The sequence below is a fragment of the Mycobacterium paraense genome (genome assembly GCF_002101815.1).
In the GTDB taxonomy this organism is placed as follows: domain Bacteria; phylum Actinomycetota; class Actinomycetes; order Mycobacteriales; family Mycobacteriaceae; genus Mycobacterium; species Mycobacterium paraense.
The window spans coordinates 56598-80415 of record NZ_LQPM01000005.1 but is presented as its reverse complement, the minus strand read 5'-3'; the positions used below and the strand labels follow the sequence as shown (position 1 = coordinate 80415).

Annotated in this window: 22 protein-coding genes; 14 read left to right on the top strand and 8 right to left on the bottom strand. The window is 69.9% G+C overall.

The genetic code is table 11. From position 1 onward, the window contains the following. The first annotated feature begins 35 nt into the window (after nucleotides 1-35). Nucleotides 36-641 carry a riboflavin synthase gene (locus AWB89_RS03110; protein WP_085094037.1) on the top strand — a complete coding sequence of 202 codons (606 nt, stop codon included), beginning with the start codon at nucleotides 36-38 and terminating at the stop codon, nucleotides 639-641. A 52-nt stretch (nucleotides 642-693) separates the two neighbouring features. Here AWB89_RS03110 and AWB89_RS03105 read toward each other — a convergent pair whose 3' ends face one another. Then, nucleotides 694-1038 carry an Mtp family mycobacterial-type pilin gene (locus tag AWB89_RS03105; protein ID WP_139830494.1) on the bottom strand — a complete coding sequence of 115 codons (345 nt, stop codon included), beginning with the start codon at nucleotides 1036-1038 and terminating at the stop codon, nucleotides 694-696. A gap of 242 nt (nucleotides 1039-1280) precedes the next feature. Between AWB89_RS03105 and AWB89_RS03100 the strand changes: the two genes are divergently transcribed. From AWB89_RS03100 to AWB89_RS03090, 3 genes are all read left to right on the top strand, one after another. Beyond that, nucleotides 1281-2558: a bifunctional 3,4-dihydroxy-2-butanone-4-phosphate synthase/GTP cyclohydrolase II gene (locus AWB89_RS03100; RefSeq protein WP_085094066.1), complete on the top strand. Its 1278-nt coding sequence runs from the start codon at nucleotides 1281-1283 to the stop codon at nucleotides 2556-2558. 75 nt (nucleotides 2559-2633) lie between these two features. Next, nucleotides 2634-3113 carry a 6,7-dimethyl-8-ribityllumazine synthase gene (ribH, locus tag AWB89_RS03095; RefSeq protein WP_085244928.1) on the top strand — a complete coding sequence of 160 codons (480 nt, stop codon included), beginning with the start codon at nucleotides 2634-2636 and terminating at the stop codon, nucleotides 3111-3113. Beyond that, nucleotides 3110-3577: a PH domain-containing protein gene (locus tag AWB89_RS03090; RefSeq protein WP_085171500.1), complete on the top strand. Its 468-nt coding sequence runs from the start codon at nucleotides 3110-3112 to the stop codon at nucleotides 3575-3577. Before ribH ends, AWB89_RS03090 begins: the two co-directional genes overlap by 4 nt. A gap of 13 nt (nucleotides 3578-3590) precedes the next feature. Here AWB89_RS03090 and AWB89_RS03085 read toward each other — a convergent pair whose 3' ends face one another. Together AWB89_RS03085 and AWB89_RS03080 are read right to left on the bottom strand one after the other, a co-directional pair. Further along, nucleotides 3591-3800 carry an excalibur calcium-binding domain-containing protein gene (locus AWB89_RS03085; RefSeq protein ID WP_085171498.1) on the bottom strand — a complete coding sequence of 70 codons (210 nt, stop codon included), beginning with the start codon at nucleotides 3798-3800 and terminating at the stop codon, nucleotides 3591-3593. 590 nt (nucleotides 3801-4390) lie between these two features. Then, entirely contained in the window at nucleotides 4391-6088 is a 1698-nt protein-coding gene (locus tag AWB89_RS03080) for a PecA family PE domain-processing aspartic protease (protein WP_085171496.1), read from the bottom strand. A gap of 120 nt (nucleotides 6089-6208) precedes the next feature. Between AWB89_RS03080 and uvrC the strand changes: the two genes are divergently transcribed. The 5 genes from uvrC to AWB89_RS03055 are packed head-to-tail and all read left to right on the top strand — an operon-like array spanning nucleotide 6209 to nucleotide 12480. Beyond that, nucleotides 6209-8152, top strand: a complete 1944-nt coding sequence (gene uvrC, locus AWB89_RS03075; RefSeq protein ID WP_085094025.1) for an excinuclease ABC subunit UvrC — start codon at nucleotides 6209-6211, stop codon at nucleotides 8150-8152. Further along, on the top strand, nucleotides 8149-9033 hold the full coding sequence (gene rapZ, locus AWB89_RS03070; RefSeq protein WP_085094023.1) for an RNase adapter RapZ: 885 nt from the start codon (nucleotides 8149-8151) through the stop codon (nucleotides 9031-9033). The genes uvrC and rapZ overlap by 4 nt, the downstream gene beginning before the upstream one ends. Continuing rightward, entirely contained in the window at nucleotides 9030-10064 is a 1035-nt protein-coding gene (locus tag AWB89_RS03065; protein WP_085171494.1) for a YvcK family protein, read from the top strand. Before rapZ ends, AWB89_RS03065 begins: the two co-directional genes overlap by 4 nt. Then, on the top strand, nucleotides 10061-11038 hold the full coding sequence (gene whiA, locus AWB89_RS03060) for a DNA-binding protein WhiA (RefSeq protein ID WP_085094064.1): 978 nt from the start codon (nucleotides 10061-10063) through the stop codon (nucleotides 11036-11038). Before AWB89_RS03065 ends, whiA begins: the two co-directional genes overlap by 4 nt. A gap of 53 nt (nucleotides 11039-11091) precedes the next feature. Then, nucleotides 11092-12480 carry a WS/DGAT/MGAT family O-acyltransferase gene (locus AWB89_RS03055; protein WP_085171492.1) on the top strand — a complete coding sequence of 463 codons (1389 nt, stop codon included), beginning with the start codon at nucleotides 11092-11094 and terminating at the stop codon, nucleotides 12478-12480. An 8-nt stretch (nucleotides 12481-12488) separates the two neighbouring features. Here the strand turns inward: AWB89_RS03055 and AWB89_RS03050 are convergent, their stop codons facing one another. From AWB89_RS03050 to AWB89_RS03035, 4 genes are read right to left on the bottom strand one after another with little or no spacing between them, the layout of a single operon-like run. Beyond that, entirely contained in the window at nucleotides 12489-12932 is a 444-nt protein-coding gene (locus tag AWB89_RS03050; RefSeq protein WP_085171490.1) for a nitroreductase family deazaflavin-dependent oxidoreductase, read from the bottom strand. Between the two features lie 28 nt (nucleotides 12933-12960). After that, complete coding sequence (locus AWB89_RS03045) at nucleotides 12961-14232, bottom strand: alpha/beta hydrolase (protein ID WP_085094015.1); 1272 nt, start codon at nucleotides 14230-14232, stop codon at nucleotides 12961-12963. Beyond that, nucleotides 14232-15863, bottom strand: a complete 1632-nt coding sequence (gene fadD12, locus AWB89_RS03040) for an acyl-CoA ligase FadD12 (protein ID WP_085171489.1) — start codon at nucleotides 15861-15863, stop codon at nucleotides 14232-14234. The genes AWB89_RS03045 and fadD12 overlap by 1 nt, the downstream gene beginning before the upstream one ends. Nucleotides 15864-15866: 3 nt before the next feature. Next, the gene (locus AWB89_RS03035) at nucleotides 15867-16676 is read right to left on the bottom strand and encodes a lysophospholipid acyltransferase family protein (protein ID WP_085094011.1); all 810 of its coding nucleotides are present in this window, start codon (nucleotides 16674-16676) and stop codon (nucleotides 15867-15869) included. Between the two features lie 370 nt (nucleotides 16677-17046). On the opposite strand from AWB89_RS03035, the gene AWB89_RS03030 reads away from it, so the two are divergent. From AWB89_RS03030 to AWB89_RS03015, 4 genes are all read left to right on the top strand, one after another. Next, nucleotides 17047-17355: a hypothetical protein gene (locus tag AWB89_RS03030; RefSeq protein ID WP_241519261.1), complete on the top strand. Its 309-nt coding sequence runs from the start codon at nucleotides 17047-17049 to the stop codon at nucleotides 17353-17355. Nucleotides 17356-17479: 124 nt separating this feature from the next. Continuing rightward, a complete protein-coding gene (locus tag AWB89_RS03025; RefSeq protein ID WP_085171487.1) occupies nucleotides 17480-19195 on the top strand; it encodes a DUF3556 domain-containing protein in 1716 nt (571 codons plus the stop codon). Between the two features lie 6 nt (nucleotides 19196-19201). Next, nucleotides 19202-20626 carry a phytoene desaturase family protein gene (locus AWB89_RS03020; protein WP_085171486.1) on the top strand — a complete coding sequence of 475 codons (1425 nt, stop codon included), beginning with the start codon at nucleotides 19202-19204 and terminating at the stop codon, nucleotides 20624-20626. Between the two features lie 101 nt (nucleotides 20627-20727). After that, complete coding sequence (locus AWB89_RS03015) at nucleotides 20728-21591, top strand: L,D-transpeptidase (RefSeq protein ID WP_085094003.1); 864 nt, start codon at nucleotides 20728-20730, stop codon at nucleotides 21589-21591. 114 nt (nucleotides 21592-21705) lie between these two features. Here the strand turns inward: AWB89_RS03015 and AWB89_RS03010 are convergent, their stop codons facing one another. Then, on the bottom strand, nucleotides 21706-22401 hold the full coding sequence (locus AWB89_RS03010; RefSeq protein ID WP_085171485.1) for a beta-xylosidase: 696 nt from the start codon (nucleotides 22399-22401) through the stop codon (nucleotides 21706-21708). 397 nt (nucleotides 22402-22798) lie between these two features. Here AWB89_RS03010 and gap point away from each other — a divergent pair, with 397 nt between their 5' ends. Next, nucleotides 22799-23818, top strand: coding sequence for a type I glyceraldehyde-3-phosphate dehydrogenase (gap, locus tag AWB89_RS03005; protein ID WP_085093999.1), 1020 nt, complete (start codon nucleotides 22799-22801; stop codon nucleotides 23816-23818).

Sequence of the window (23818 nt, the reverse complement as noted above, 5' to 3'; positions counted from 1 at the left end):
CGCTCCGCCGCGCATCGGCCCATTAACCTGGTGCAATGTTCACCGGAATTGTCGAGGAGCTCGGGGAGATCACCGGGCGGGACGTGCTCGCTGACGCCGCGCGGCTGACCATTCGCGGGCCGGTGGTGACCGCCGACGCCGGCCACGGCGATTCGATCGCCGTCAACGGCGTGTGCCTGACGGTTGCCGAGCTGAAGCCCGACGGCCAGTTCACCGCCGACGTGATGGGCGAGACCCTGAACCGGTCCAACCTCGGCGGGTTGCAGGTCGGCAGCCGGGTGAACCTGGAGCGCGCCGCCGCCGTCAACAGCCGGCTCGGCGGCCACATCGTGCAGGGGCACGTGGACGGCACCGGCCGGGTGGTGGACCGCACACCCTCCGAGCACTGGGAGGTGGTGCGGATCGAGGTTCCGGCGACCGTCGCCCGCTACGTCGTCGAAAAGGGGTCGATCACCGTCGACGGGATTTCCCTGACGGTGTCCGGCCTGGGTTCCGAGCCGCGGGACTGGTTCGAGGTGTCGCTGATCCCGACGACGCGGGAACTGACCACCCTGGGCGGCGCACCGGTCGGCACCGAGGTCAACCTCGAGGTCGACGTCATCGCCAAATATGTAGAGAGGTTGATGACGGCAGGCCGCTGACGACGGCGGTCGTTCGCCGCCGCGCCAGCGGCCTGTCCTTGAGATCAGGCGGTCAGAGCCCGCGCCAGTTGGGGCCGTCCCAGTAGCCCCAGTCATTGAACTGCGGGTTCCATACGACCTGGGCCCACGGCGCCCACGGCGGGGGCGGCGGCATCGGTCGCGCCCACGGCGGCGGGGCACCGTAGCCGGCCGGGCCGCCGTAGTTGTCGTCCCAGTCACGGCAGTTGTTCCAGTTCTGGTAGGGGCCCCAGCCGGGGTTCCACTGGTCGCCCGGGCACCAGTGGTGGTGGTCCATGGGCGCCGGGGGAGGCGCCGCCTGGGCTGTGCCCGCGGTGAGCCCCAGCATGGATGCGGCGATACCGCCGGCCGCCGCCGCGCCAACGCACAGGCGACGCATTCGGGTTTGCTTGTTTGTATTCATGTCTCTCAGGCTTCCCTTAAGAATTGAGCCCAAAACGACCCCGCCCCACCTCACATCCCGTACCTAGCTTGGGCACACCTGGGACTTACCTCACACCCGGTCACCGCCGCCGTCGCGCCCGGAAAAGCCGCGGCAATAACGGCGCCCCCGCGGTGGTTCATACTGAATGCAACACTTGGGCTTCCCCTGTGGGCCCCTACGAGAGCAGGCAACAACAGATGACGAGGTTGGACTCCGTCGAGAGGGCGGTTGCCGACATTGCGGCCGGCAAGGCCGTCATCGTCATCGACGACGAGGATCGCGAGAACGAGGGCGACCTGATCTTCGCCGCCGAGAAGGCGACGCCGGAGCTGGTGGCCTTCATGGTCCGCTACACGTCGGGCTACCTGTGCGTCCCGCTGGACGGCGCGATCTGCGACCGGCTGGGTCTGTTGCCGATGTACGCGGTGAACCAGGACAAGCACGGGACCGCCTACACCGTCACCGTCGATGCGAAAAACGGCGTCGGCACGGGGATTTCGGCCTCGGATCGGGCCACGACGATGCGGCTGCTGGCCGACCCCACGAGCATTGCCGAGGATTTCACCCGTCCCGGTCACGTGGTTCCGTTGCGCGCCAAGGACGGTGGCGTGCTGCGCCGGCCGGGCCACACCGAGGCCGCCGTCGATCTGGCCCGGATGGCGGGCCTGCAGCCCGCGGGCGCGATCTGCGAGATCGTCAGCCAGAAGGACGAGGGCTCGATGGCCCAGACCGACGAGCTGCGGGTGTTCGCCGACGAGCACGACCTCGCCCTGATCACCATCGCCGACCTGATCGAATGGCGGCGCAAGCACGAGAAGCACATCGAGCGGATCGCCGAGGCGCGGATCCCCACCCGGCACGGCGAGTTCCGCGCGATCGGCTACGCCAGCATCTACGAGGACGTCGAACACGTGGCGCTGGTGCGCGGCGAGATCGCCGGCCCGAACGCCGACGGCGACGACGTTCTGGTGCGCGTGCACTCCGAATGCCTGACCGGTGACGTGTTCGGGTCGCGCCGCTGCGACTGCGGGCCGCAACTGGACGCCGCGATGGCGATGGTCGCGCGCGAAGGGCGCGGCGTGGTGCTCTACATGCGCGGCCATGAGGGCCGCGGCATCGGCCTGATGCACAAACTGCAGGCCTACCAGCTGCAGGACGCCGGAGCCGACACCGTCGACGCCAACCTGAAGCTCGGATTACCCGCCGACGCAAGGGATTACGGCATCGGCGCCCAGATCCTCGTCGACCTGGGGGTGCGCTCGATGCGGCTGCTGACCAATAACCCGGCCAAGCGGGTCGGGTTGGACGGCTACGGCCTGCACATCATCGAGCGGGTGCCACTGCCGGTGCGCGCCAACGCGGAGAACATCCGCTACCTGATGACCAAGCGCGACAAGATGGGTCACGACCTGGTGGGGCTGGACGACTTCCACGAATCCGTCCATCTGCCGGGAGAATTCGGCGGTGCTCTGTGAGCTGCGCGCCGGCGACGATGCCGAACGTAGTGATGCTGAGGTGGGGGAACCACCCGCTTGCGGGGGATGGCGCCGATGAGCGGTAGCGGGGAGCCGCAGCTGCCCGCGCTGGACGCGTCCGGCCTGCGCCTCGGGATCGTCGCGAGCACCTGGCACGGCCAGATCTGTGACGCGCTGCTGGCCGGCGCCTGCAAGGTCGCCGCCGAGTCGGGCATCGACGACCCGACGGTGGTCCGCGTGCTCGGCGCGATCGAGATTCCGGTGGTGGCCCAGCAGCTCGCCACCAACCACGACGCCGTCATCGCCCTCGGCGTCGTAATCCGGGGTGAGACACCGCATTTCGAGTACGTCTGCGACTCGGTGACGCAGGGGCTGACCCGGGTCGCCCTGGACGCGTCGACGCCCGTCGCCAACGGCGTGTTGACCACCAACACCGAGGAGCAGGCGCTGGCCCGGGCCGGGCTTCCGGCGTCGGCCGAGGACAAGGGGGCCCAGGCCGCCGGTGCGGCGCTGACCGCCGCCCTGACCCTGCGTGACCTGCGCGCCCGGTCGTGACTGCGCCGAACCGCGAAGCCTGGGATGTCGAGCTGCGTCCCCACCGGACGCCGGTATTCGTCTATGTCGCAGCGTTTCTGATCGCCGCCGTGCACATCGTCGTGGGCCTGCTGCTGAAGGTGAGCTCCAGCGGCGTCATCTTCCACACCTCCGATCAGGTGGCGATAGCCGCGCTCGGCCTGCTGATCGCCGGCGGTGTGCTGTTGTTCGCCCGGCCCCGGCTGCGCGTCGGGCCGGCCGGGTTGGCGGTGCGAAACCTTTTCGGCTACAGGCTTATTCCCTGGCGCGACGTGGTCGGCGTGTCGTTTCCCGCCGGCAAGCGCTGGGCGCGCATCGACCTGCCCGACGACGAGTACGTGCCCCTGATGGCGATCCAGGCCGCCGACCGGGAGCGCGCCGTCGACGCCATGGACACCGTGCGGTCGCTGCTGGCGCGCTACCGGCCGGATTTGCGCGGCGGCTGAGCCGCCGGGCGTCTCAGCCTTCGCAGGCGATGCCGTCGTTGTCGCGGTCCAGCTTCTGCTGGTAGGCAGGATCGCCCCTGGGAATGTTGTACCGGCCGTCCTTGTGGGCTTCGGTGCAGTTCTTGTAGGGCGGTTCGGCCCGGGCCGCAGGTGCGGTAGACGCTCCGACGCCGACGATCGCGGCGACTGCGCCCACACTGACCACGAGATGGCGAAAAGTCATTGGCCTCATACTCTCTTCCGTCGATAACCGGAGGGGAGCCTATGAAGGGCACTGGGTGTCGGTGGGGCGGCGGCTTCGACCTCATATGAGACTCATATGTCGTCGAATGCTTGTCGGACCCCCACGGCATGTCCCCGCAGCGTGAGGTGATGCGGCCGCGACGTAGTGTTCACCAGCGGCCGCCGCCCCGCCACGGGGACGGCCTCGGACCCATCGAAACGAATCGGTTCTCCGCGGCGAAATACCGCATGGATCGACTTCGACATGGCCGCGTTTAGGCGGCCGCCGACGGGGAATGCCGAAGACATTAAACACACGTCGACTAGGAGGGCCGAATCGGTGAGCGTAGCTATCTGCCCTTCCTGCGGGTATCCCACTGTCGGCCCCCAACTTTGCTTTTACTGCCGCACTGTGGCCATGGAGGTAGGAAGCGGGGACCGCACTGGGAACGCCCCCGCCGAGGCCACCTCGTGGTCGACATAGCGCAGTGGCTGCTGATGGTCGGCGCCGCGCTCGTCACCGGCTGGAGAATCCTGCGGCGGGTGCCCTGACGCCGCCAGATGCCGAAGGGCTCGGATACCTTGCGCCACTTAGGCGTCGTAGAACAACGTCCCGGTGTTGAGCGGGCTGTACGACAGGTAGATCGGGATGGTCTCGAACGGGATATTCCCCGTGTTGAAAAGGCCATTGGCGCCGCTGACCACAGCCGGGGCCGTGGGAGCCGCGCCGACCGTCTCCTGGTAGATGGCGACATTGTTGGCGGTGTAGACGGTGAGCGTGGTGCCCTGCGGCACGTAACCGCCCACCGAGCCGGTGCCCAGCGCGGCCGGCACGTCTCCCCACAGGCCGCCGGAATCGACAAACGCGTTCGAAACGGTCACGGGGGTGCCCCCATTGACCGACACCTTCAGCGTGGTGACCGGCGCGCCGGACGACGAGGTGAGGGCGGTCAGCGGGTTGGCGCCGAACTGCGCCGTACCCGCCGGCTCGTTGAGGAGCACACCCTGGCTGAGGGTGTCGGGCAGGGCTTGCACGGGGCTAGTGGTCAGGGGGCCGACGAGATTGCTTCCGCCGATGCCCAGCACGGGCAGTCCGGCGGCGGCGGGAAAGTTGGTTGTCTGGCCGTTCTGCGTCTGCGTGACCGAGGTGATGACCGCGACCTTGGTCGGCTGGCTGATGATGCCGTTCCCGAAATTCACCGTGGCCGAATACGTTGTGTAGTTCTCGGTCACGGTATTTCCGCCGTCCCCGTACGTGACGCTGCCCGTCCCGGTCGGCGCGCCGAGGGACGCGAAGTTGACGTCTTGCGGTGGGACGACAAGACCGCGGGACCCGGTGTCGAGGATCACCTGCGAATTCGGCCCGCCGGCGATGGAGACGTCGACGTAGGGCCTGTTGATCTGCGGATCCACCTGCACCGGGATGGTGGGTGCGCCACCGGTGGCGCCGGCCGCCCCGTGCAGGCCCACCATCCCGGCGACGCCGCCGGGGCCGCCGGGACCGCCCGCGACCCCGCCGGGACCGCCGGAAACCCCGCCGGTCCCGCCCGCGCCGCCGTTACCGACGAGCCAGCCGCCGCGGCCGCCGGTACCGCCGACGCCGCCCAGTTCCCCGCCGAGCCCGCCGCGCCCGCCGTCACCGAACAACAGCGCGTTGCCGCCGACGCCGCCGGTACCGAAAGGCCCGCCGATCCCGCCCACGCCGCCGTTGCCCCAGAGCAACCCGCCGGTGCCGCCGGCCCCGCCGGACGCGTCCCAGCCGCCCACGCCGCCGGAGCCCCCCGAGCCGAGCAAGCCCGCCGGGCCGCCGGGGCCGCCGGCTTGGCCCGACGCTCCGGACCCGCCGTTGCCGCCGCTGCCCAGCAGGATGCCGCCCGCCCCGCCGGCCTGTCCCGTTCCCGGCGTCCCGTCGGCGCCGTTGCCGATCAGCGGGCGCCCGACCAGCAGCTCGGTGGGCAGGTTGATCACCCCGAGGACGTCCTGCGCGACGATCTGCAGCGGGGAGGCGCTGGCCGCCTCGGCGGCTGCGTACGCGCCCGCGCTCCCGGCCAGCGCCGCGACGAACTGGGCGTGAAACGCCTCGGCCTGCAGGCCGAGCGCCTGGTAGTCCAGGGCGTGGCCGGAAAACAGCGACGCGATCGCCGCCGACACCTCATCGCCGGCGGCCGCCACCACCCCGGTGGTGGTCGCCGCGGCCGCCCGATGGGCCGCCGCCACCGACGAACCGATACCGGCGATATCGGCCGCCGCGTCCGTGACGAGCCCCGGAGCCGCGATCACAAACGACATTTCGGAACTCCCAGCGGTATCAGTCGCCCAGCGATACGCGGATCGTAGCCGTCCGCCCGGCGGGTCCGGCGGTTTTCGGGGCAGGTCGGACGTGTCCTCAGTGGCTACTAGCCTGGATGCGTGCCAGATCCCGCAACGTATCGCCCCGCGCCCGGGTCCATCCCGGTCGAGCCGGGCGTCTATCGATTCCGGGACGCGCACGGACGGGTCATCTACGTCGGCAAGGCCAAGAGCCTGCGCAGCCGGTTGACGTCCTACTTCGCCGACGTCGCCGGCCTGCACCCGCGGACCCGGCAGATGGTGACCACCGCGGCCAAGGTCGAGTGGACGGTGGTCAACACCGAAGTCGAGGCACTGCAACTCGAATACAACTGGATCAAGGAATTCGATCCGCGCTTCAACGTCCGCTACCGCGACGACAAGTCCTACCCGGTGCTGGCCGTCACCCTCAACGAGGAGTTCCCCCGGCTGATGGTCTATCGCGGCCCCCGCCGCAAGGGCGTGCGCTACTTCGGCCCGTACTCCCACGCGTGGGCGATCCGCGAAACGCTGGACCTGCTCACCCGCGTCTTCCCGGCGCGCACCTGCTCGGCAGGAGTCTTCAAGCGGCACAAGCAGATCGACCGGCCGTGCCTGCTCGGCTACATCGACAAGTGCTCGGCCCCCTGCGTCGGCAGGGTCAGCGCCGAGCAGCATCGCCAGATCGTCGACGACTTCTGCGACTTCCTGTCCGGCAAGACCGACCGGTTCGCCCGCGAGCTGGAGCAGCAGATGAACGCCGCGGCCGAGCAGCTCGACTTCGAGCGGGCCGCGCGGCTCCGCGACGACCTGGGCGCCCTGAAGCGCGCGATGGAGAAGCAGGCCGTGGTGCTCGGCGACGGCACCGACGCCGACGTGGTCGCGTTCGCCGACGACGACCTGGAGGCGGCGGTGCAGGTGTTCCACGTCCGCGGCGGCCGGGTCCGCGGCCAGCGCGGCTGGATCGTCGAAAAGTCCGGCGACCCGGGCGAATCCGGCGAGGAGCGGTTGGTCGAGCAGTTCCTGACCCAGTTCTACGGGGAGCAGGCCGAACTCGGCGGGGCCGCCGACGAATCCACCAACCCCGTCCCGCGCGAGGTGCTGGTGCCGTGCCTGCCGTCCAACGCCGACGAGCTGACCAGCTGGCTGTCCGGGCTGCGCGGCTCGCGGGTCGTCCTGCGGGTGCCGCGGCGCGGCGACAAGAAAGCCCTGGCCGAGACCGTGCTGCGCAACGCGAAAGAGGCGCTGCAGCAACACAAGCTGAAGCGGGCCGGCGACTTCAACGCGAGATCGGCTGCGCTGCAGAACATTCAGGAGGCGCTGGGACTGGCCGATGCGCCGCTGCGCATCGAATGCGTCGACATCAGCCACGTGCAGGGCACCGACGTGGTGGGCTCGCTGGTGGTGTTCGAGGACGGGCTGCCGCGCAAGTCGGACTACCGCCACTTCGGCATCCGGGAGGCCGCCGGGCAGGGGCGCTCCGACGACGTCGCCTCCATCGCCGAGGTGACCCGCCGCCGGTTCGCGCGGCACCTCAGCGAGCAAAAAGACCCCAATGTGCTTTCCCCCGAAGGAAAATCGCGCCGCTTCGCCTACCCGCCCAACCTGTACGTCGTCGACGGCGGCGCGCCGCAGGTCAACGCGGCCTCGGCCGTGCTCGACGAACTCGGCATCACCGACGTCGCGGTCATCGGCCTGGCCAAGCGGCTGGAGGAGATCTGGGTGCCCTCCGAGCCGGACCCGATCATCATGCCGCGCAACAGCGAGGGCCTCTATCTGCTGCAGCGCGTCCGCGACGAGGCGCACCGGTTCGCCATCGCCTACCATCGCAGCAAGCGATCCAAGCGAATGACCGCCTCAGCGTTGGATTCGGTGCCAGGATTGGGAGAGCATCGCCGCAAGGCGCTGGTAACCCATTTCGGATCGATAGCCCGCCTCAAGGAGGCCACCGTCGACCAGATCACCGCCGTTCCGGGCATCGGCGTGGCCACCGCCACGGCCGTCCTCGAGGCGCTGCGACCCGAGCAACCCGAAGTCGCCGAATGACAACCCAAGACGAGGGGGCGGGGATCGACGTCGTCCTGGTGACGGGGCTGTCGGGCGCCGGGCGGGGCACGGCGGCCAAGGTGCTCGAGGACCTCGGCTGGTACGTGGCCGACAACCTGCCGCCCCAGCTGATCACCCGGATGGTCGATTTCGGGCTGGCCGCCGGGTCGCGGATCACCCAGCTCGCGGTCGTGATGGACGTCCGGTCGCGGGGCTTCACCGGCGATCTCGACGAGGTGCGCAACGAGCTGGCCACCCGCAACATCACGCCGCGCGTGGTGTTCATGGAGGCCTCCGACGACATGTTGGTGCGCCGCTACGAACAGAACCGCCGCAGCCACCCGCTGCAGGGCGAGCAGACGCTGGCCGAGGGCATCGCCGCCGAGCGCAGGATGCTGGCGCCGGTCCGCGCCACCGCCGACCTGATCATCGACACGTCCACGCTGTCGGTGCGGGGGCTGCGGGAGACCATCGAGCGCGCCTTCGGCGGCGAGACCGGGGCGTCGACCAGCGTCACCGTCGAGTCGTTCGGCTTCAAGTACGGCCTGCCGATGGACGCCGACATGGTGATGGACGTCCGGTTCCTGCCCAACCCGCACTGGGTCGATGACCTGCGTCCGCTCACCGGCGAGCATCCGGCCGTGCGCGACTACGTGTTGGGCCAGCCCGGCGCGGCCGAGTTCCTCGACGCTTACCATCGTCTGCTGAACCTCGTTGTCGACGGCTACCGCAGGGAGGGCAAGCGCTACATGACGGTCGCCATCGGCTGCACGGGCGGCAAGCATCGCAGCGTCGCGATCGCCGAGGCATTGATGCAGCTGCTTCGGGGTAACCCTCAGCTGGCGGTGCGGGTGCTGCACCGGGATCTGGGTCGCGAATGAGTGATGGCATCGTTGCCTTGGGGGGCGGACACGGCCTGTATGCGACGCTGTCCGCGGCGCGCCGGCTGACGCCGCATGTCACCGCGGTGGTCACTGTCGCCGACGACGGCGGCTCGTCGGGCCGGCTGCGCAGCGAATTGGACGTGATCCCGCCCGGCGATCTGCGAATGGCCTTGGCGGCGTTGGCATCCGATAGCCCGTACGGACGGCTGTGGGCGACCATCCTGCAGCACCGCTTCGGCGGCAACGGCGCGCTGGCCGGCCACCCGATCGGCAACCTGCTGCTGGCCGGCCTCAGCGAGGTGCTGGCCGATCCGGTCGCCGCCCTCGACGAGCTCGGGCGCATCCTCGGGGTCAAGGGCAGGGTCTTGCCGATGTGCCCGATCGCCCTGCAGATCGAGGCCGACGTGTCCGGCCTGGAGGCCGACCCGCGGATCTTCCGCCTGATCCGCGGCCAGGTGGCGATCGCGACGACGCCGGGCAAGGTGCGACGGGTGCGGCTGCTTCCGCCCAACCCGCCGGCGACCCGGCAGGCCGTCGACGCCATCATGGCCGCCGACCTGGTGGTGCTGGGGCCCGGGTCGTGGTTCACCAGTGTGATCCCGCACGTGCTGGTGCCGGGCCTGGCCTCGGCGCTGCGGTCGACCACGGCACGGCGGGCGCTGGTGCTCAACCTGGTCGCCGAACCGGGGGAGACGGCCGGCTTCTCGGTGGAACGCCACCTGCACGTGCTGGCCCAGCATGCGCCCGGATTCACCGTGCACGACATCATCATTGATGCCGAGCGGGTGCCGGGCGAGCGCGAACGCGAGCAACTGCGGCGCACCGCGACGCTGCTCGAAGCCGAGGTCCACTTCGTGGACGTGTCCCGACCTGGTACACCTTTACATGACCCGGGCAAGCTCGCGGCGGCGCTCGACGGGGTCCGAGCGGGCCATAGTGATGGTTTAAAAGGCCCTCAAACCCCTTCGGCGACGACCACGAACGAGATCCGGGTCGACGGCGAGAGGGGTGACGACGCGTGGCGATGACGACCGAAGTCAAGGACGAGCTGAGCCGCCTGGTTGTGAAGTCGGTCAGCGCGCGGCGCGCGGAGGTCACGTCCCTGCTGAGGTTCGCCGGCGGGTTGCACATCGTGGGCGGCCGGGTGGTCGTCGAGGCCGAGGTGGACCTGGGCAACGTCGCGCGCCGGCTGCGCAAGGACATCTTCGAGCTCTACGGGTACAACGCCGTCGTGCATGTGTTGTCGGCCAGCGGGATTCGCAAGAGCACCCGGTACGTGCTGCGGGTGGCCAACGACGGCGAGGCCCTGGCACGGCAGACCGGGCTGCTCGACCTGCGGGGCCGCCCGGTGCGCGGGCTGCCGGCCCAGGTGGTCGGCGGCAGCATCGCCGACGCCGAAGCGGCCTGGCGGGGGGCTTTTTTGGCGCACGGTTCGCTGACCGAGCCGGGACGTTCGTCGGCCCTGGAGGTCAGCTGCCCCGGCCCCGAGGCCGCGCTGGCACTGGTGGGCGCGGCGCGGCGGCTGGGGGTCAGCGCCAAGGCCCGCGAGGTGCGCGGGGCCGACCGGGTGGTGGTGCGCGACGGCGAGGCGATCGGCGCCCTGCTGACCCGGATGGGCGCCCAGGACACGCGGCTGGTGTGGGAGGAGCGGCGGATGCGCCGCGAGGTCCGCGCGACGGCCAACCGGCTGGCCAACTTCGACGACGCCAACCTGCGCCGCTCGGCGCGCGCGGCGGTCGCGGCCGCCGCCCGGGTGGAGCGCGCGCTGGAGATCCTCGGCGACACCGTCCCGGACCACCTGGCCTCGGCTGGCAGGCTGCGCGTCGAGCACCGGCAGGCCTCCCTGGAGGAGCTGGGCCGGCTGGCCGACCCGCCGATGACGAAAGACGCTGTCGCCGGCCGCATTCGGCGGCTGCTGTCCATGGCCGACCGCAAGGCGAAGGTCGAGGGGATCCCGGACACTGAGTCGGCCGTGACGCCCGACCTGCTGGAGGATGCTTAACCGGGCCAGCAAAGGGCTGGGCACGAGGGGCGGGGGAGGGCTACGGTCAGGGCATGAAACGGCTTTCGAGCGTTGACGCGGCGTTTTGGTCTGCGGAAACTGCGGGCTGGCACATGCATGTCGGTGCTCTGGCGATCTGCGATCCCAAAGACGCCCCCGAGTACAGCTTTCAGCGGCTCCGCGAACTGTTGATCGAGCGGCTGCCCGAGCTGCCGCAGCTGCGCTGGCGGGTCACCGGCGCGCCACTCGGGTTGGACCGGCCGTGGTTCGTCGAGGACGAGGAGCTCGACGTCGACTTCCACATCCGCCGCATCGGCGTCCCGGCCCCGGGCGGCCGCCGCGAGCTCGAGGAGCTCGTCGGGCGTCTGATGTCCTACAAGCTGGACCGCTCCCGGCCGCTCTGGGAGATGTGGGTGATCGAGGGAGTCGAGGGCGGGCGGATCGCGACGCTGACCAAGATGCACCACGCCATCGTCGACGGCGTCTCGGGCGCCGGGCTGGGCGAAATCCTGTTGGACGTCGAGCCGGAACCCCGCCCGCCGCAACAGGAAACGGTCGGCTCGCTGGTGGGCTTCCAGCTTCCGGGGCTGGAGCGGCGCGCGGTGGGCGCCCTGATCAACGTCGGCGTCAAGACGCCCTTTCGCATCGCCCGGCTGGTGGAGCAGACCCTGCGCCAGCAGATCGCCGCGCTGGGCGTCAGCAGCAGGCCGCCGCGCTACTTCGAGGCGCCCAAGACCCGGTTCAACGCGCCCGTGTCGCCGCACCGGCGGGTCAGCGGCTGCCGTGTGGAGCTGTCCCGGGTGAAGGCCATCAAGGACGCCTACGGCGTCAAGCTCAACGACGTGGTGCTCGCGCTGGTCGCCGGCGCCGCCCGCGACTACTTGCAGAAGCGCGGCGAGCTGCCGGCCAAGCCGCTCATCGCGCAGATCCCCGTCTCCACCCGCACCGACGAGACCAAGGACGACGTCGGCAACAAGGTGAGCTCGATGACCGCGTCGCTGGCGACCGACATCGAGGACCCGGCCGAGCGGCTGCGGGCCATCCACGAAAGCACCCAGAGCGCCAAGCTGATGGCCAAGGCGTTGTCCGCGCACCAGATCATGGGGCTGACCGAGACGACGCCGCCTGGGCTGCTGCAGCTGGCCGCCCGCGCCTACACGGCCAGCGGGTTATCGCGAAACCTGGCCCCGATCAACCTGGTGGTGTCCAACGTCCCCGGTCCGCCGTTCCCGCTGTACATGGCCGGCGCCAAGCTGGACTCGCTGGTGCCGCTCGGGCCGCCCGTGATGGACGTCGCGCTGAACATCACCTGCTTCTCCTACACCGACTACCTGGACTTCGGCTTCGTGACGACGCCCGAGGTGGCCAACGACATCGACGACATGGCCGACCGGATCGAGCCGGCGCTGACCGAGCTGGAGAAGGCCGCCGCGAAGGAGTGACCGGCCGGTCACGCCTCGTCGGCCTGCAGCTCGAATATCGGGATGGTGCGGGTGGTTTTCGACTGGTAGTTCGCGTACGCGAACGCCGGTGTGGTCGCGTTGATCCGGGGGATGACCGCCTCACGTTCCGCTGGGTCGAGTTCGCGCGCGACGACGTCGAACGAGCCGGTGGCGAGCTCGACGTGCGCGCGCGGGTTGGCCCGCAGGTTGTGCACCCACGCCGGGTTGACGTCGGCCCCGCCGTAACCCGCGACGATCAGCAGCCTGTCGTCGATGCGGAAGGCCACCAGCGGCGCGACGCGCGGATTCCCGGACTTCGCGCCCGTCGTGGTGAGTAGCAGCAGCTCATTGCCCTCGAATCGCCCCCCAACTTTGCCGGCGTTGGCGCGAAACTCGTCGGTGATGTTGGCGTTCATCGCCTTGAGCGTCTCGGGATCGGGCTTCTGGACCATGGCAACCAGAGCCACGGGGGCGCGCCGTCTATTCCCGGTCGCGCTCGGGTGGATTCGTCGCGTACACCCACGACAGGAACCGGGCGACCGCCTCGGCGGACCGGTGTGCCCGCGGGGAACTGAAGATGTCGAAAGCGTGTTGGGCGTGCGGCAATTCGGCGTAGGCGACCGGGGACTTCGACACCGCGCGCAGTTCCTCGACGAACTCCTGCGCCTCACCGACCGGGATGAGCGAATCGTCGCGGCCGTGCAGCACGAAAAACGGTGGCGCGTCGGCTCGTAACTCGCGGATCGGCGAGGCGTCCAGGTAGATGTGCCGGTGGGTGGCGAATTTCTTTTTGACGACGAACTTTTCGAGCAGCCCGATGAACTCGGCGCGCCCCTCGCCGTGGGTGGAGAACCAGTCGTAGCGCCCGTAGACCGGAACCGCGGCGGTCACCGAGGTGTCCGCCTCCTCGAAGCCCGGCTGAAACTTCGGGTCGTTGGGGGTCAGCGCCGCGAGCGCGGACAGGTGGCCGCCGGCCGACCCGCCCGTGATCGCCACGAAGTTCGGATCGCCGCCGAAGCGGGCGATATTTTCCTTGACCCAGGCCAGCGCCCGTTTGACGTCGACGATGTGGTCGGGCCAGGTGTGTACGGGCGAGACCCGGTAGCCGATCGACACACACACCCAACCGCGGGCGGCCAGGTGGCTCATCAGCGGGTAGGCCTGGGGGCGGCGCATGCCGATCACCCAGGCGCCGCCGGGGACCTGCAGCAGCACCGGCGCCTTGCCGTCGCGCGGCAGGTCGCGGCGCCGCCAGATGTCGGCCAGGTTGGCGCGGCCGTGCGGGCCGTAGGACACCACGTTCGTCTTCTCGACGTAGCGGCGCCGCGCCACGGTGTTGCCCAGCGGCAGGCTGCGCCGGCCGCTGCGGGTGGGCTGGGTCTGCGGCAGCGCCTCCAGCGCCTCGGTGTAGTCGTGGCCCAGCTGCTCGCGCAGGCCGGCCTCCAGCACCGGGCCCGGCGTGGTGACGCCGCGGTAGCGGATCACCGCCAGGATCGCCCAGGACGCGGCCGTCATCGCCAGCGCCGCCTTGCCGCGCCGCCCGGCGAAGTCGCCGCGCCGCCCGCGCCGCAGCGCGTCCACCAGCGAGGCGGAGAAGTACACCCCGGGCACCTCCGACGTCGGCCAGCCGAACCAGAACACCAGCACGGTGCTGTATCCCTTGCGGGCCAGCGGCCGTAATCCGTTGGCGGCGTTGGCCAATTCCAGCGCGGCCCGCGCCAGCGGCCGCGGCTTTCGGATCTGGAAGCGCATCAGCCGCCGACCCGTGCCTGCAGCTCGTTGCGCAGGATCTTGCCGGTGCTGCCGCGGGGCAGCTCGTCGAGGACGGTGATTTCACGGGGCACCTTGTAGTTGGCCAGGTTGTCGCGCACGTGCTGCTTAAGCGTGTCGACGGTGGTGCCGGCGCCCGGGACCAGCACCACGAAGGCCGCCAGGCGCTGGCCGTACTGCTCGTCGTCCACGCCGATCACCGCGGCCTCCGCTACGTCCGGGTGTGCCGCCAGCGTCTTCTCCACCTCGATCGGGTAGACGTTCTCACCGCCGGAGACGATCATCTCGTCGTCACGCCCGACGACGAACAGCCGCCCGGCCTCGTCGAGGTATCCGACGTCGCCTGACGACATGTACCCGGCGTGGAAGTCCTTCGTGGTACCCGACGTGTAGCCCTCGAACTGGGTGTCGTTGCGGACGTAGATGGTGCCGACCTCGCCGGTGGGCAGCTCGTTGAATTCCTTGTCCAGGATGCGGATTTCGGTTCCGCCCGCCGGGCGGCCCGCGGTGTCGGGCGCCGCGCGCAGGTCCGCCGGGGTGGCGGTGGCGATCATGCCGGCCTCGGTGGCGTTGTAGTTGTTGTAGATCACGTCGCCGAACTGGTCCATGAACGCGATGACGACGTCGGGGCGCATCCGCGACCCGGACGCCGCGGCGAACCGCAACGACTTGCAGCTGTAGCGGTTTCGCACCTCGGCGGGCAGCTCCATGATGCGGTCGAACATCACCGGCACCACCGCCAGGCCGGTCGCCCGGTGGCGGTCGACGAGGTCCAGGGTGGCCTCCGGGTCGAACTTGCGCCGGGTGACCACGGTGCATGCCATCGACGCGGCGAAGATCAGCTGCGAAAAGCCCCACGCATGGAACATCGGCGCCACGATCACGATGGTCTCCTCGGCCCGCCACGGCGTGCGGTCCAGGATCGCCTTGAGCGTGCCCACCCCGGCGTTGCCCCCAGTCTGGTTGGCGCCCTTGGGCGTTCCGGTGGTGCCGGAGGTCAGCAGGATCATCCTGCCCTTGCGCCCGGTGCGGTGCGGCCGTTGGCCGGCGTGCTCGGCGATCAGCCGTTCGACCGTCGCGCCGCGCGGCCCGTCGGAGGTCCAGGCCAGGATCCGGGTGGCGTCCGGCTTGTCGGCCAGCGCGCGGTCGACGATCTCGGTGAACTCCTCGTCGTACACGACGGCGTCGACGCCCTCGCGGTTGACCACCTCGGCCAGGGCCGGCCCGGCGAACGACGTGTTGAGCAGCACGACGTCCGAGCCGATCCGGTTGACGGCCACCACCGACTCGACGAAGCCGCGGTGGTTGCGGCACATGATCCCGACGACCTTGGGCTGACCCGAGGGCAGGCCCTGCAGCGCGGCGGCGAACGCGTTGATCCGCTCGTCGAGCTGCCGCCAGGTCAGCGTGCCCAGCTCGTCGATCAGGCCGGGACGGTCCGGGCAGCGCGCCGCCGCGCTGGCGAAGCCCACGGTCATGCCCAGGCCCTCGCGGCGCATGGCGGCGGCCATCTTCAGGTAGCGGTCGGGTCGCATCGGCGCGATCATCCCGGCGCGCCACAGGGTGCCGAAGACACCGAAGCCGCCGAGCGCCTGGTTGACGGGGGAGGCCACGGCTCAACCCAGGATCGGGAAACGTCGCCTGGCGGCCAGCTCGTCGAGCGCATGCTGCATCACCGACCGCACGTGCTCGTCGACCTCGTCGACGTCCGGGTCGTCGCCGAACTCCTTGGCGATGTCGATGGGCGGCAGCACCTGCGTCACGATCTTGGCGGGCAGCGGCACATTGGGCGGCACGACGGCGCTGAGCCCGAACGGGAAGCCGAACGACAGCGGCAGAATTGCGCTGCGCAGCAAGCGCTTTATGCCCAGGCGCTCGGCCAGCCAGGTGCCGCGGGTCAGGTAGAGCTGGGTCTCCTGGCCGCCGATGGACACGGCGGGCACGATGGGCACGCCGGCCTCGATCGCCGTGCTGACGTAACCCTTGCGGCCGTTGAAGTCGATGACGTTCTCCGAGAACGTGGGCCGGTACGCGTCGTAGTCACCGCCGGGAAACACCACCACCACGCCCCCGGACCGCAGCGCCTTGGCCGCGTTCTCCCGGTTGGCCCGGATGTAGCCGGTGCGCCTGAACAGCGACGCCGTCGGGCCGGTCATGAGGATGTCGTGGCTGAGCGTGTAGACCGGCCGGCCGTAACCGAACTTCTCGTAGAAGTGGACGCTGAAGATCGGGACGTCCATCGGGAACATGCCGCCGGAGTGGTTGCCCACCACCAGCGCCCCGCCCGGCGGGAATGAATCCAAGCCGTGGACCTCGGACCGGAAATAGGTCTTGAGGAACGGGCGCATCACGCCCATCAGGCGCTGGGTCAGGCCGGGGTCGAACTTCTCGATGTCCTCGATGTCTGGGCTGTCGCTGTCGGTCACGTTTCTCCTCGTGGCTCTGGCGGGCCGCGATGCCCGTCGAGTCCCTCGATGGTAGCGACCGGGCTCCGGGCCGCCGGCGCGATGTTTTGCCCGAACTTGTACCCAAGCTGGGGTTGGCCCAACCTACAACGGATGTATCCATCGGTTGGGCCTATGGCGCCGGCCTGATCGGGGGGTTATGGTTACCTCTCGCAAAACACCCAACTCCCCAGTTGAAAGGGCCGATATGGACGTCGCCGGTTTGTCCGACGAGCGTGGCACCCGCCCGGCCGCTGGGCACGGTTCGGGTGGTGTTCGGGACCGGCGCGGGCGGATGCCCCGCAGCAGCGCGGTCCGTCCCGGCCCCGTCAATGTCCGCCAAGGAGGGGCCATGCCTTCGATGACCGTGAACCGCCAAGCCCGCGATGTCACCCTGTCGGCCGCGGCGGTTGAGACGGCCGACCACCGGCAGGCCGACTACTTCCGCCGGATACTGGTCCAGGGCCGCCGCCAGATCGAGCATCGGCTGGGCGAATACCCGAAGGCGATCGCGGCCGCCGAGGCCGCCGGGGACGCCGACGGCGCCGCCACCATTCGGCGCATGGCGCGCAGCGAAGAGCGGGAGCGTCAGGCCCTGGACGCCATGATCGAAAACCTGCAGCGCCGATTCCCGCACCGGGCGCGGCCCGCCGCCCGCTAGGGCCGCCGCCGGCGCCCCAAAGGGGCTGGGGGTCAGCAGTTCTCGTCGACCCATACCGCTGGGTCCGTCGCTGTGGCTAGATTGTATTGGCCAGCTGGTTTCCTCTCGGACTTTAGGGCCGCCCATGGGATTCATGTCACCGGAGCTACCGGACGTCGACCCCGACACCTGGCGGACGTTGCCACGCGCGGCGCGGCTGCAGATCGTGACGCGGCACTGGGCCGAACACGGTTTCGGCACGCCTTACGCGGTCTACCTGCTGTACCTGCTGAAGATCGCGTTGTACGTCGCGGTACCGGCCGCCATCATCTCGCTGACCCCGGGCCTGGGCGGGCTCGGGCGCATCGGCGACTGGTGGACGCAGCCGATCGTGTATCAGAAGTTCATCGTGTTCACGCTGCTGTTCGAGGTCCTCGGCTTCGGCTGCGGGTCGGGCCCGCTGACCGGCCGGTTCATGCCGCCCGTCGGCGGGTTCCTGTATTGGTTGCGCCCCAACACGATTCGGCTGCCCGCGTGGCCGGGCAAGGTACCGTTCACCCGCGGTGACACCCGCACCGTCGCCGACGTCGCCCTGTACGCCGTCGTGCTGATCGGCGGGGTGTGGGCGCTGCTGTCGCCGGGGCCGCTGATCGACCCGGTCCGGGTGGTGCCGACGATCGTCGCGCTGGCGGTGCTGGGTCTGCGGGACAAGACGATCTTCCTGGCCGCGCGCGGCGAACACTATTGGCTCAAGCTGTTCGTGTTCTTCTTTCCGTTCACCGATCAGATCGCGGCCTACAAGATCATCATGCTGTGCCTGTGGTGGGGAGCGGCGACCTCCAAGCTCAACCACCACTTCCCGTACGTGGTCTCGGTGATGACGAGCAACAACGCGCTGTTGCGCCCCAAGCTGTTCAACCCCCTCAAGCACGCGCTGTACCTCGACCACGTCAACGACCTGCGCCCCTCGTGGTTGCCGAAGGCCATGGCGCACATCGGCGGCACCACGGCCGAATTCGTGGTTCCGACGCTGCTGGTGTTCGTCGCCGGCGATCAACCCTGGCGATGGTTCCTCATCGGGTTCATGGTGATCTTCCACCTCAACATCCTGTCCAACCTCCCGATGGGGGTTCCGTTGGAGTGGAACGTGTTCTTCATCTTCTCGCTGTTCTATCTGTTCGGGCACTACGGCGCCATCCGCGCGACCGACCTTCGGTCGCCCCTGCTGCTCGCCCTCATTGTCGTCGCCGTGGCCATCGTGATCGCGGGAAACATGTTTCCCGAGAAGATTTCGTTCCTCCCGGCCATGCGCTACTACGCCGGCAACTGGGCCACCAGCGTGTGGTGCTTCCGGGCGGGCGCGGAGGACAGGATCGAGGCGAGCGTCGTGAAAAGCTCTGCGCTCGTGGTGAATCAGCTCGCCAAGCTCTACGACGCGAACACGGCCGAGATGATGAGCGACAAGACCGCGGCGTTCCGCGCGATGCACGTGCACGGCCGGGCGCTCAACGCGCTGTTGCCGCGGGCGATCGCCAACGAGGCGGACTACTGCATCCGGGAAGGCGAGATCGTCGCCGGACCGCTGGTCGGATGGAACTTCGGCGAGGGCCACCTGCACAACGAGCAACTGCTCGAGGCCGTGCAGCGGCGCTGCGGATTCGCCGACGGCGACGTCCGCGTCATCGTGCTCGAAGGCCAACCGATCCACATCCAAAAGCAGTGGTACCGCATCTTGGACGCCAAGACCGGGCTGATCGAGGCGGGCTACGTGGAGGTCGCGGACATGCTGACCCGCCAGCCGTGGCCCGAGCCCGGCGACGAGTTCCCCGTCCACGTCACCACGCAACGCGCCACCAGATGACCGTCGATGGCTAAGGCCGTCGTCGTCGGCGCCGGGCCCAACGGCCTCGCCGCGGCGATCCACCTGGCCCGCAACGGCGTCGACGTGCAGGTACTGGAGACCCGCGACACGATCGGCGGGGGAGCGCGCTCGGGCGAACTGACGGTGCCAGGCGTCATCCACGACCATTGCTCGGCCAGCCACCCGTTCGGCGTCGGCTCGCCGTTCTGGGAAGAGATCGGGCTGGAAAGTTATGGGCTGGTGTGGAAGTGGCCCGAAATCGACTGCGCGCACCCGCTCGACGACGGCACCGCGGGCGTGTTGTACCGGTCGATCGAGGCGACCGCGGCCGGCATGGGGCCGGACGGGAAACGCTGGCGGCGCGCCTTCGGGGACCTCGCGGCCGGATTCGACGAGCTCGCCGAGGATTTCTTCCGGCCGATCCTGCACTTTCCCCGGCACCCGGTGCGCGTCGCCCTGTTCGGCCCGCGGGCGCTGCTGCCCGCGACCGTGCTGGCCCGATGGTTTCGCACCGAGCCGGCGCGCGCGTTGTTCGGCGGCGCGTCCGCGCACATGTTCACTCGGCTGGACCGGCCGCTGACCGCGGCCATGGGGCTGATGTTCCTGGCGGGCGGGCACCGCTACGGCTGGCCCGTCGCCGAGGGGGGCTCCGGGTCGATCATCCGGGCGCTGGCCGCGGCCCTGGCCGCACACGGCGGCACCGTGACCACCGGGGTGACCGTCGCCGACCGCCGCGACGTCCCCGCCGCCGACATCGTCATGCTCGACCTCACCCCTGCCGCGGCGCTGCGGATCTACGGCGACCTCATGCCCTACCGCGTCGCCCGGTCCTACCGGCGCTTCCGGCAGGGGTCCTCGGCGTTCAAGGTGGACTTCGCGATCGAGGGCCACATCCCGTGGACCAACCCCGATTGCCGCCGGGCCGGCACCGTGCACCTCGGCGGCACGTTCGCCGAGACGGTGGACACCGAACGCCAACGCGCGCAAGGAAAGATGGCGGGGCGGCCGTTCGTCCTCGTCGGGCAGCAGTACCTGGCCGACCCGTCCCGGTCGTCGGGCGACGTCAACCCGATCTGGGCCTACGCCCACGTGCCGTTCGGCTACACCGGCGACGCGACGGCCGCGATCGTGGGCCAGATAGAGCGGTTCGCCCCGGGCTTTCGCGACCGCGTCACCGCGACCGTCAGCACGGGCACCGCCGACCTCGCGGCCTACAACCCCAACTACATCGGCGGCGACATCCTGGGCGGCGCCAACGATCGGCTCCAGGTCGTCCTGCGCCCGCGGCTCGCGGTCAATCCCTACGCGACCGGCGTGCCGGGCGTGTACCTCTGTTCGCAGTCGACGCCCCCGGGAGCCGGCATCCACGGGCTGTGCGGGTACCACGCCGCCGCGTCGGCGCTGCGGTGGCTGGCCGTGGCCAAACCGTGACTGAGATTTGACCAAATGCGCACGCGCCCTTGCGCTTCCGCTGGTCACCGCGCCTTTACCATCCTATTGCAACTGTGTCAGTTACCTGAGGAATGGGAGCCATGCGGGCGGTTGTTCGGTGTGTGCTTGCCGTCGGGGTCGCCGCGAGCGTCGTCGCGGGGCCGGCCGACGTGCGCCTGGCGGCGGCGAGCCGGCCGTACGGCCCCGCCGTCGCCTCGGTGCTGCCCACGGCCGGATCGGTCGTCGGCGTGGCGCACCCGGTGGTGGTGAGCTTCGGCGCACCCGTCACCGACCGGCACGCCGCCGAACGCGCCGTCCACGTCAGCTCGGCGCCGCCGATGACCGGCAAGTACGAATGGCTCGACGACGAGGTGGTGCGCTGGGTTCCCGACCGATTCTGGCCGGCGCACACCACGGTGGCGCTCTCGGTGGGCGGCCGGGCCACGGAATTCCAAACGGGTCCCGCCGTCGTCGGCGTCGCCAACATCGCGGACCACACCTTCAAGGTGACCATCGACGGCGTCGGGGCCGGGCCGCCGCCCACACTGCCCGCGCCGCACCACCGGCCGCACTGGGGCGAAGAGGGCGTGCTGCCGGCCTCGATGGGCAGGCCCGAGTACCCGACGCCGGTCGGCTCCTACACCGTGCTGTCCAAGGAACGCACGGTGATCATGGACTCGAGCAGCGTCGGCATCCCCGTCGACGATCCCGACGGCTACCGCATCCCGGTGGACTACGCCGTCCGCTTCACCAGCCGCGGCTTGTTCGTCCACTCGGCGCCGTGGGCCGTCAACGCGATGGGTCTGGAGAACGTCAGCCACGGCTGCATCAGCCTGAGCCCCGAGGACGCCGAGTGGTACTACAACACGGTCCACGTCGGCGACCCGGTGATCGTCGAGGACACGCCGCCGGCGCCACCGCAACGGCCCCAGCCGCCGTTGCTGTGGGAGGCCCCTCCCAGCTGACGCCCGAATCCGGCGGCGCCGGAGGGCTTTTCGTCCCCCACTGCACCCTCCACAACGAAGCGGACCCGCTGGGTTCAACCCAGCGGGTCCGCGTAAACAGGGAGCGGATCGGCCTCAGTGCGCGGGGCCCGGCGCAGTCGGCTGACCGGACACCGGGCCGCCCGCCGGCGCCGGGCCGGTCGGCTCGCCCTTGCCGGTCCCGGCCATGTCGATGATGGGGGCGGCCGCCGGCGCCACAGCGTCCAGCGGACCGCCGGCGAGCGCGATCAGCGGAGCCCCGACCGGCACGACCGGCACGGGAGCGCCCACCGGCACCGGCGGGATCGGCGCGCCCACGGGAATCGGCGGGATCGGCGCGCCGAGGGGAACCGGCGGGATCGGCGCACCCACCGGCACCGGCGGCACCGGCGCGCCCACGGGCACCGGCGGCCCGAGCGCGATCAGCGGGACACCGGCGGGCACCACCGGAACCGGACCGGGCGCAACGAGCGGCACACCGGACATGTCGGTGATCGGGGCGCTCGACGTGCATACGGTGGCCGCCGGAGCGGGCCCGCCGGGCGCGGGTGCTGGTGCGGGTCCGGCGGGTGCGGGCCCGACCACTCCCGGCGCCCCGGCGCCCAGTGGTACGCCCCCGGCCCCCGGTCCGCCGGCGATCGGCGCGCCGGCCTCGCCCGACTGCCCCTGGATGCACGCATAGCCTCCGGTTTTCAGCGGGGCGGCCGTCGCATCCGGGCTCAACGCTATTGCGGCCCCGCACAGTCCAGCGATGGCACCAACCGTGATGTTGAACCGATCAAAGCCCGTCATCAACCTCGACTCCTTTAGCATTCGCAATCAAATGCGGCGGCAGAACCGCATAGCCGAACCGCAGCCGTGTCGAATGTATGGCTTCGCATTCCTATTGGACACGCGACGATTCGGGGGCTTATAGAACCGATACAAAGGAGACACGCTCCGGTTACCAGGGGATTTTCGGTGCGCTCGAGGCGCCGCGGCGGCCCTTGTCCGGTCCGCAAGGCGCGACGACGTTCAGAGCCGCAGCGGCCGGCGAAGGGGCCCGCTAGTCGAATTCAAACCCCGGGTTTTTTGGGCTCTCGCCGGGCGCGGGAGTCCGGCGCTCTTACCGGCGCGCGGCGGCGTTTGCTGCTGATCTAGGCTGGCGACGAGCGCTCATCAGCGGACATAGAAAGACAGGGAGAGACAAGTGACTGTCCGAGTAGGCATCAACGGCTTCGGTCGAATCGGACGCAACTTTTACCGGGCCCTGCTGGCTCAGCAGGAGCAGGGCACCGCGGACATCGAGGTGGTGGCCGTCAACGACATCACCGACAACGCCACGCTGGCGCACCTGCTCAAATTCGACTCGATCCTGGGCCGGTTGCCCTACGACGTCACCCTCGAAGGCGAGGACACCATCGTGGTGGGAACCACGAAGATCAAGGCGCTCGAGGTGCGCGAGGGCCCAGCGGCGATGCCGTGGAGCGACCTGGGCGTCGACGTCGTCGTGGAGTCCACCGGCCTGTTCACCAACGCGGCCAAGGCCAAGGGCCACCTGGACGCCGGGGCCAAGAAGGTGATCATCTCCGCGCCGGCCACCGACCCCGACATCACCATCGTGCTGGGCGTCAACGACGACAAATACGACGGCAGCCAGAACATCATCTCCAACGCCTCGTGCACGACGAACTGCCTGGCGCCGCTGACCAAGGTGCTGCAGGACGAGTTCGGCATCGTCAAGGGGTTGATGACCACCATCCACGCCTACACCCAGGACCAGAACCTGCAGGACGGCCCGCACAAGGACCTGCGCCGCGCCCGTGCGGCCGCGCTGAACATCGTGCCGACCTCCACCGGGGCGGCCAAGGCCATCGGCCTGGTGATGCCCGAGCTCAAGGGCAAGCTCGACGGGTATGCGCTGCGGGTGCCGATCCCGACCGGCTCGGTCACCGACCTGACCGTCGAGTTGTCCAAAGCCGCCAGCGTCGAGGACATCAACGCCGCGTTCAAGGCCGCCGCCGAGGGGCGCCTCAAGGGCATCCTGAAGTACTACGACGCGCCGATCGTGTCCAGCGACATCGTCACCGACCCGCACAGCTCGATCTTCGACTCCGGGCTGACCAAGGTCATCGACAACCAGGCCAAGGTGGTGTCCTGGTACGACAACGAGTGGGGCTACTCCAACCGCCTCATCGACCTGGTCGCGCTGGTCGGCAAGTCGCTCTGA

Coding starts and splice junctions, on each gene's coding strand:
- rapZ (WP_085094023.1), top strand. CDS start 8,149: ATGACAACCCAAGACGAGGGGGCGGGGATCGACGTCGTCCTGGTGACG.
- AWB89_RS03065 (WP_085171494.1), top strand. CDS start 9,030: ATGAGTGATGGCATCGTTGCCTTGGGGGGCGGACACGGCCTGTATGCG.
- AWB89_RS03025 (WP_085171487.1), top strand. CDS start 17,480: ATGGGATTCATGTCACCGGAGCTACCGGACGTCGACCCCGACACCTGG.
- AWB89_RS03030 (WP_241519261.1), top strand. CDS start 17,047: ATGCCTTCGATGACCGTGAACCGCCAAGCCCGCGATGTCACCCTGTCG.
- AWB89_RS03055 (WP_085171492.1), top strand. CDS start 11,092: ATGAAACGGCTTTCGAGCGTTGACGCGGCGTTTTGGTCTGCGGAAACT.
- AWB89_RS03015 (WP_085094003.1), top strand. CDS start 20,728: ATGCGGGCGGTTGTTCGGTGTGTGCTTGCCGTCGGGGTCGCCGCGAGC.
- AWB89_RS03080 (WP_085171496.1), bottom strand. CDS start 6,088: ATGTCGTTTGTGATCGCGGCTCCGGGGCTCGTCACGGACGCGGCGGCC.
- AWB89_RS03010 (WP_085171485.1), bottom strand. CDS start 22,401: ATGACGGGCTTTGATCGGTTCAACATCACGGTTGGTGCCATCGCTGGA.
- AWB89_RS03020 (WP_085171486.1), top strand. CDS start 19,202: ATGGCTAAGGCCGTCGTCGTCGGCGCCGGGCCCAACGGCCTCGCCGCG.
- ribH (WP_085244928.1), top strand. CDS start 2,634: ATGAGCGGTAGCGGGGAGCCGCAGCTGCCCGCGCTGGACGCGTCCGGC.
- AWB89_RS03085 (WP_085171498.1), bottom strand. CDS start 3,800: ATGACTTTTCGCCATCTCGTGGTCAGTGTGGGCGCAGTCGCCGCGATC.
- AWB89_RS03100 (WP_085094066.1), top strand. CDS start 1,281: ATGACGAGGTTGGACTCCGTCGAGAGGGCGGTTGCCGACATTGCGGCC.
- AWB89_RS03105 (WP_139830494.1), bottom strand. CDS start 1,038: ATGCGTCGCCTGTGCGTTGGCGCGGCGGCGGCCGGCGGTATCGCCGCA.
- AWB89_RS03110 (WP_085094037.1), top strand. CDS start 36: ATGTTCACCGGAATTGTCGAGGAGCTCGGGGAGATCACCGGGCGGGAC.
- AWB89_RS03050 (WP_085171490.1), bottom strand. CDS start 12,932: ATGGTCCAGAAGCCCGATCCCGAGACGCTCAAGGCGATGAACGCCAAC.
- whiA (WP_085094064.1), top strand. CDS start 10,061: ATGACGACCGAAGTCAAGGACGAGCTGAGCCGCCTGGTTGTGAAGTCG.
- AWB89_RS03045 (WP_085094015.1), bottom strand. CDS start 14,232: ATGCGCTTCCAGATCCGAAAGCCGCGGCCGCTGGCGCGGGCCGCGCTG.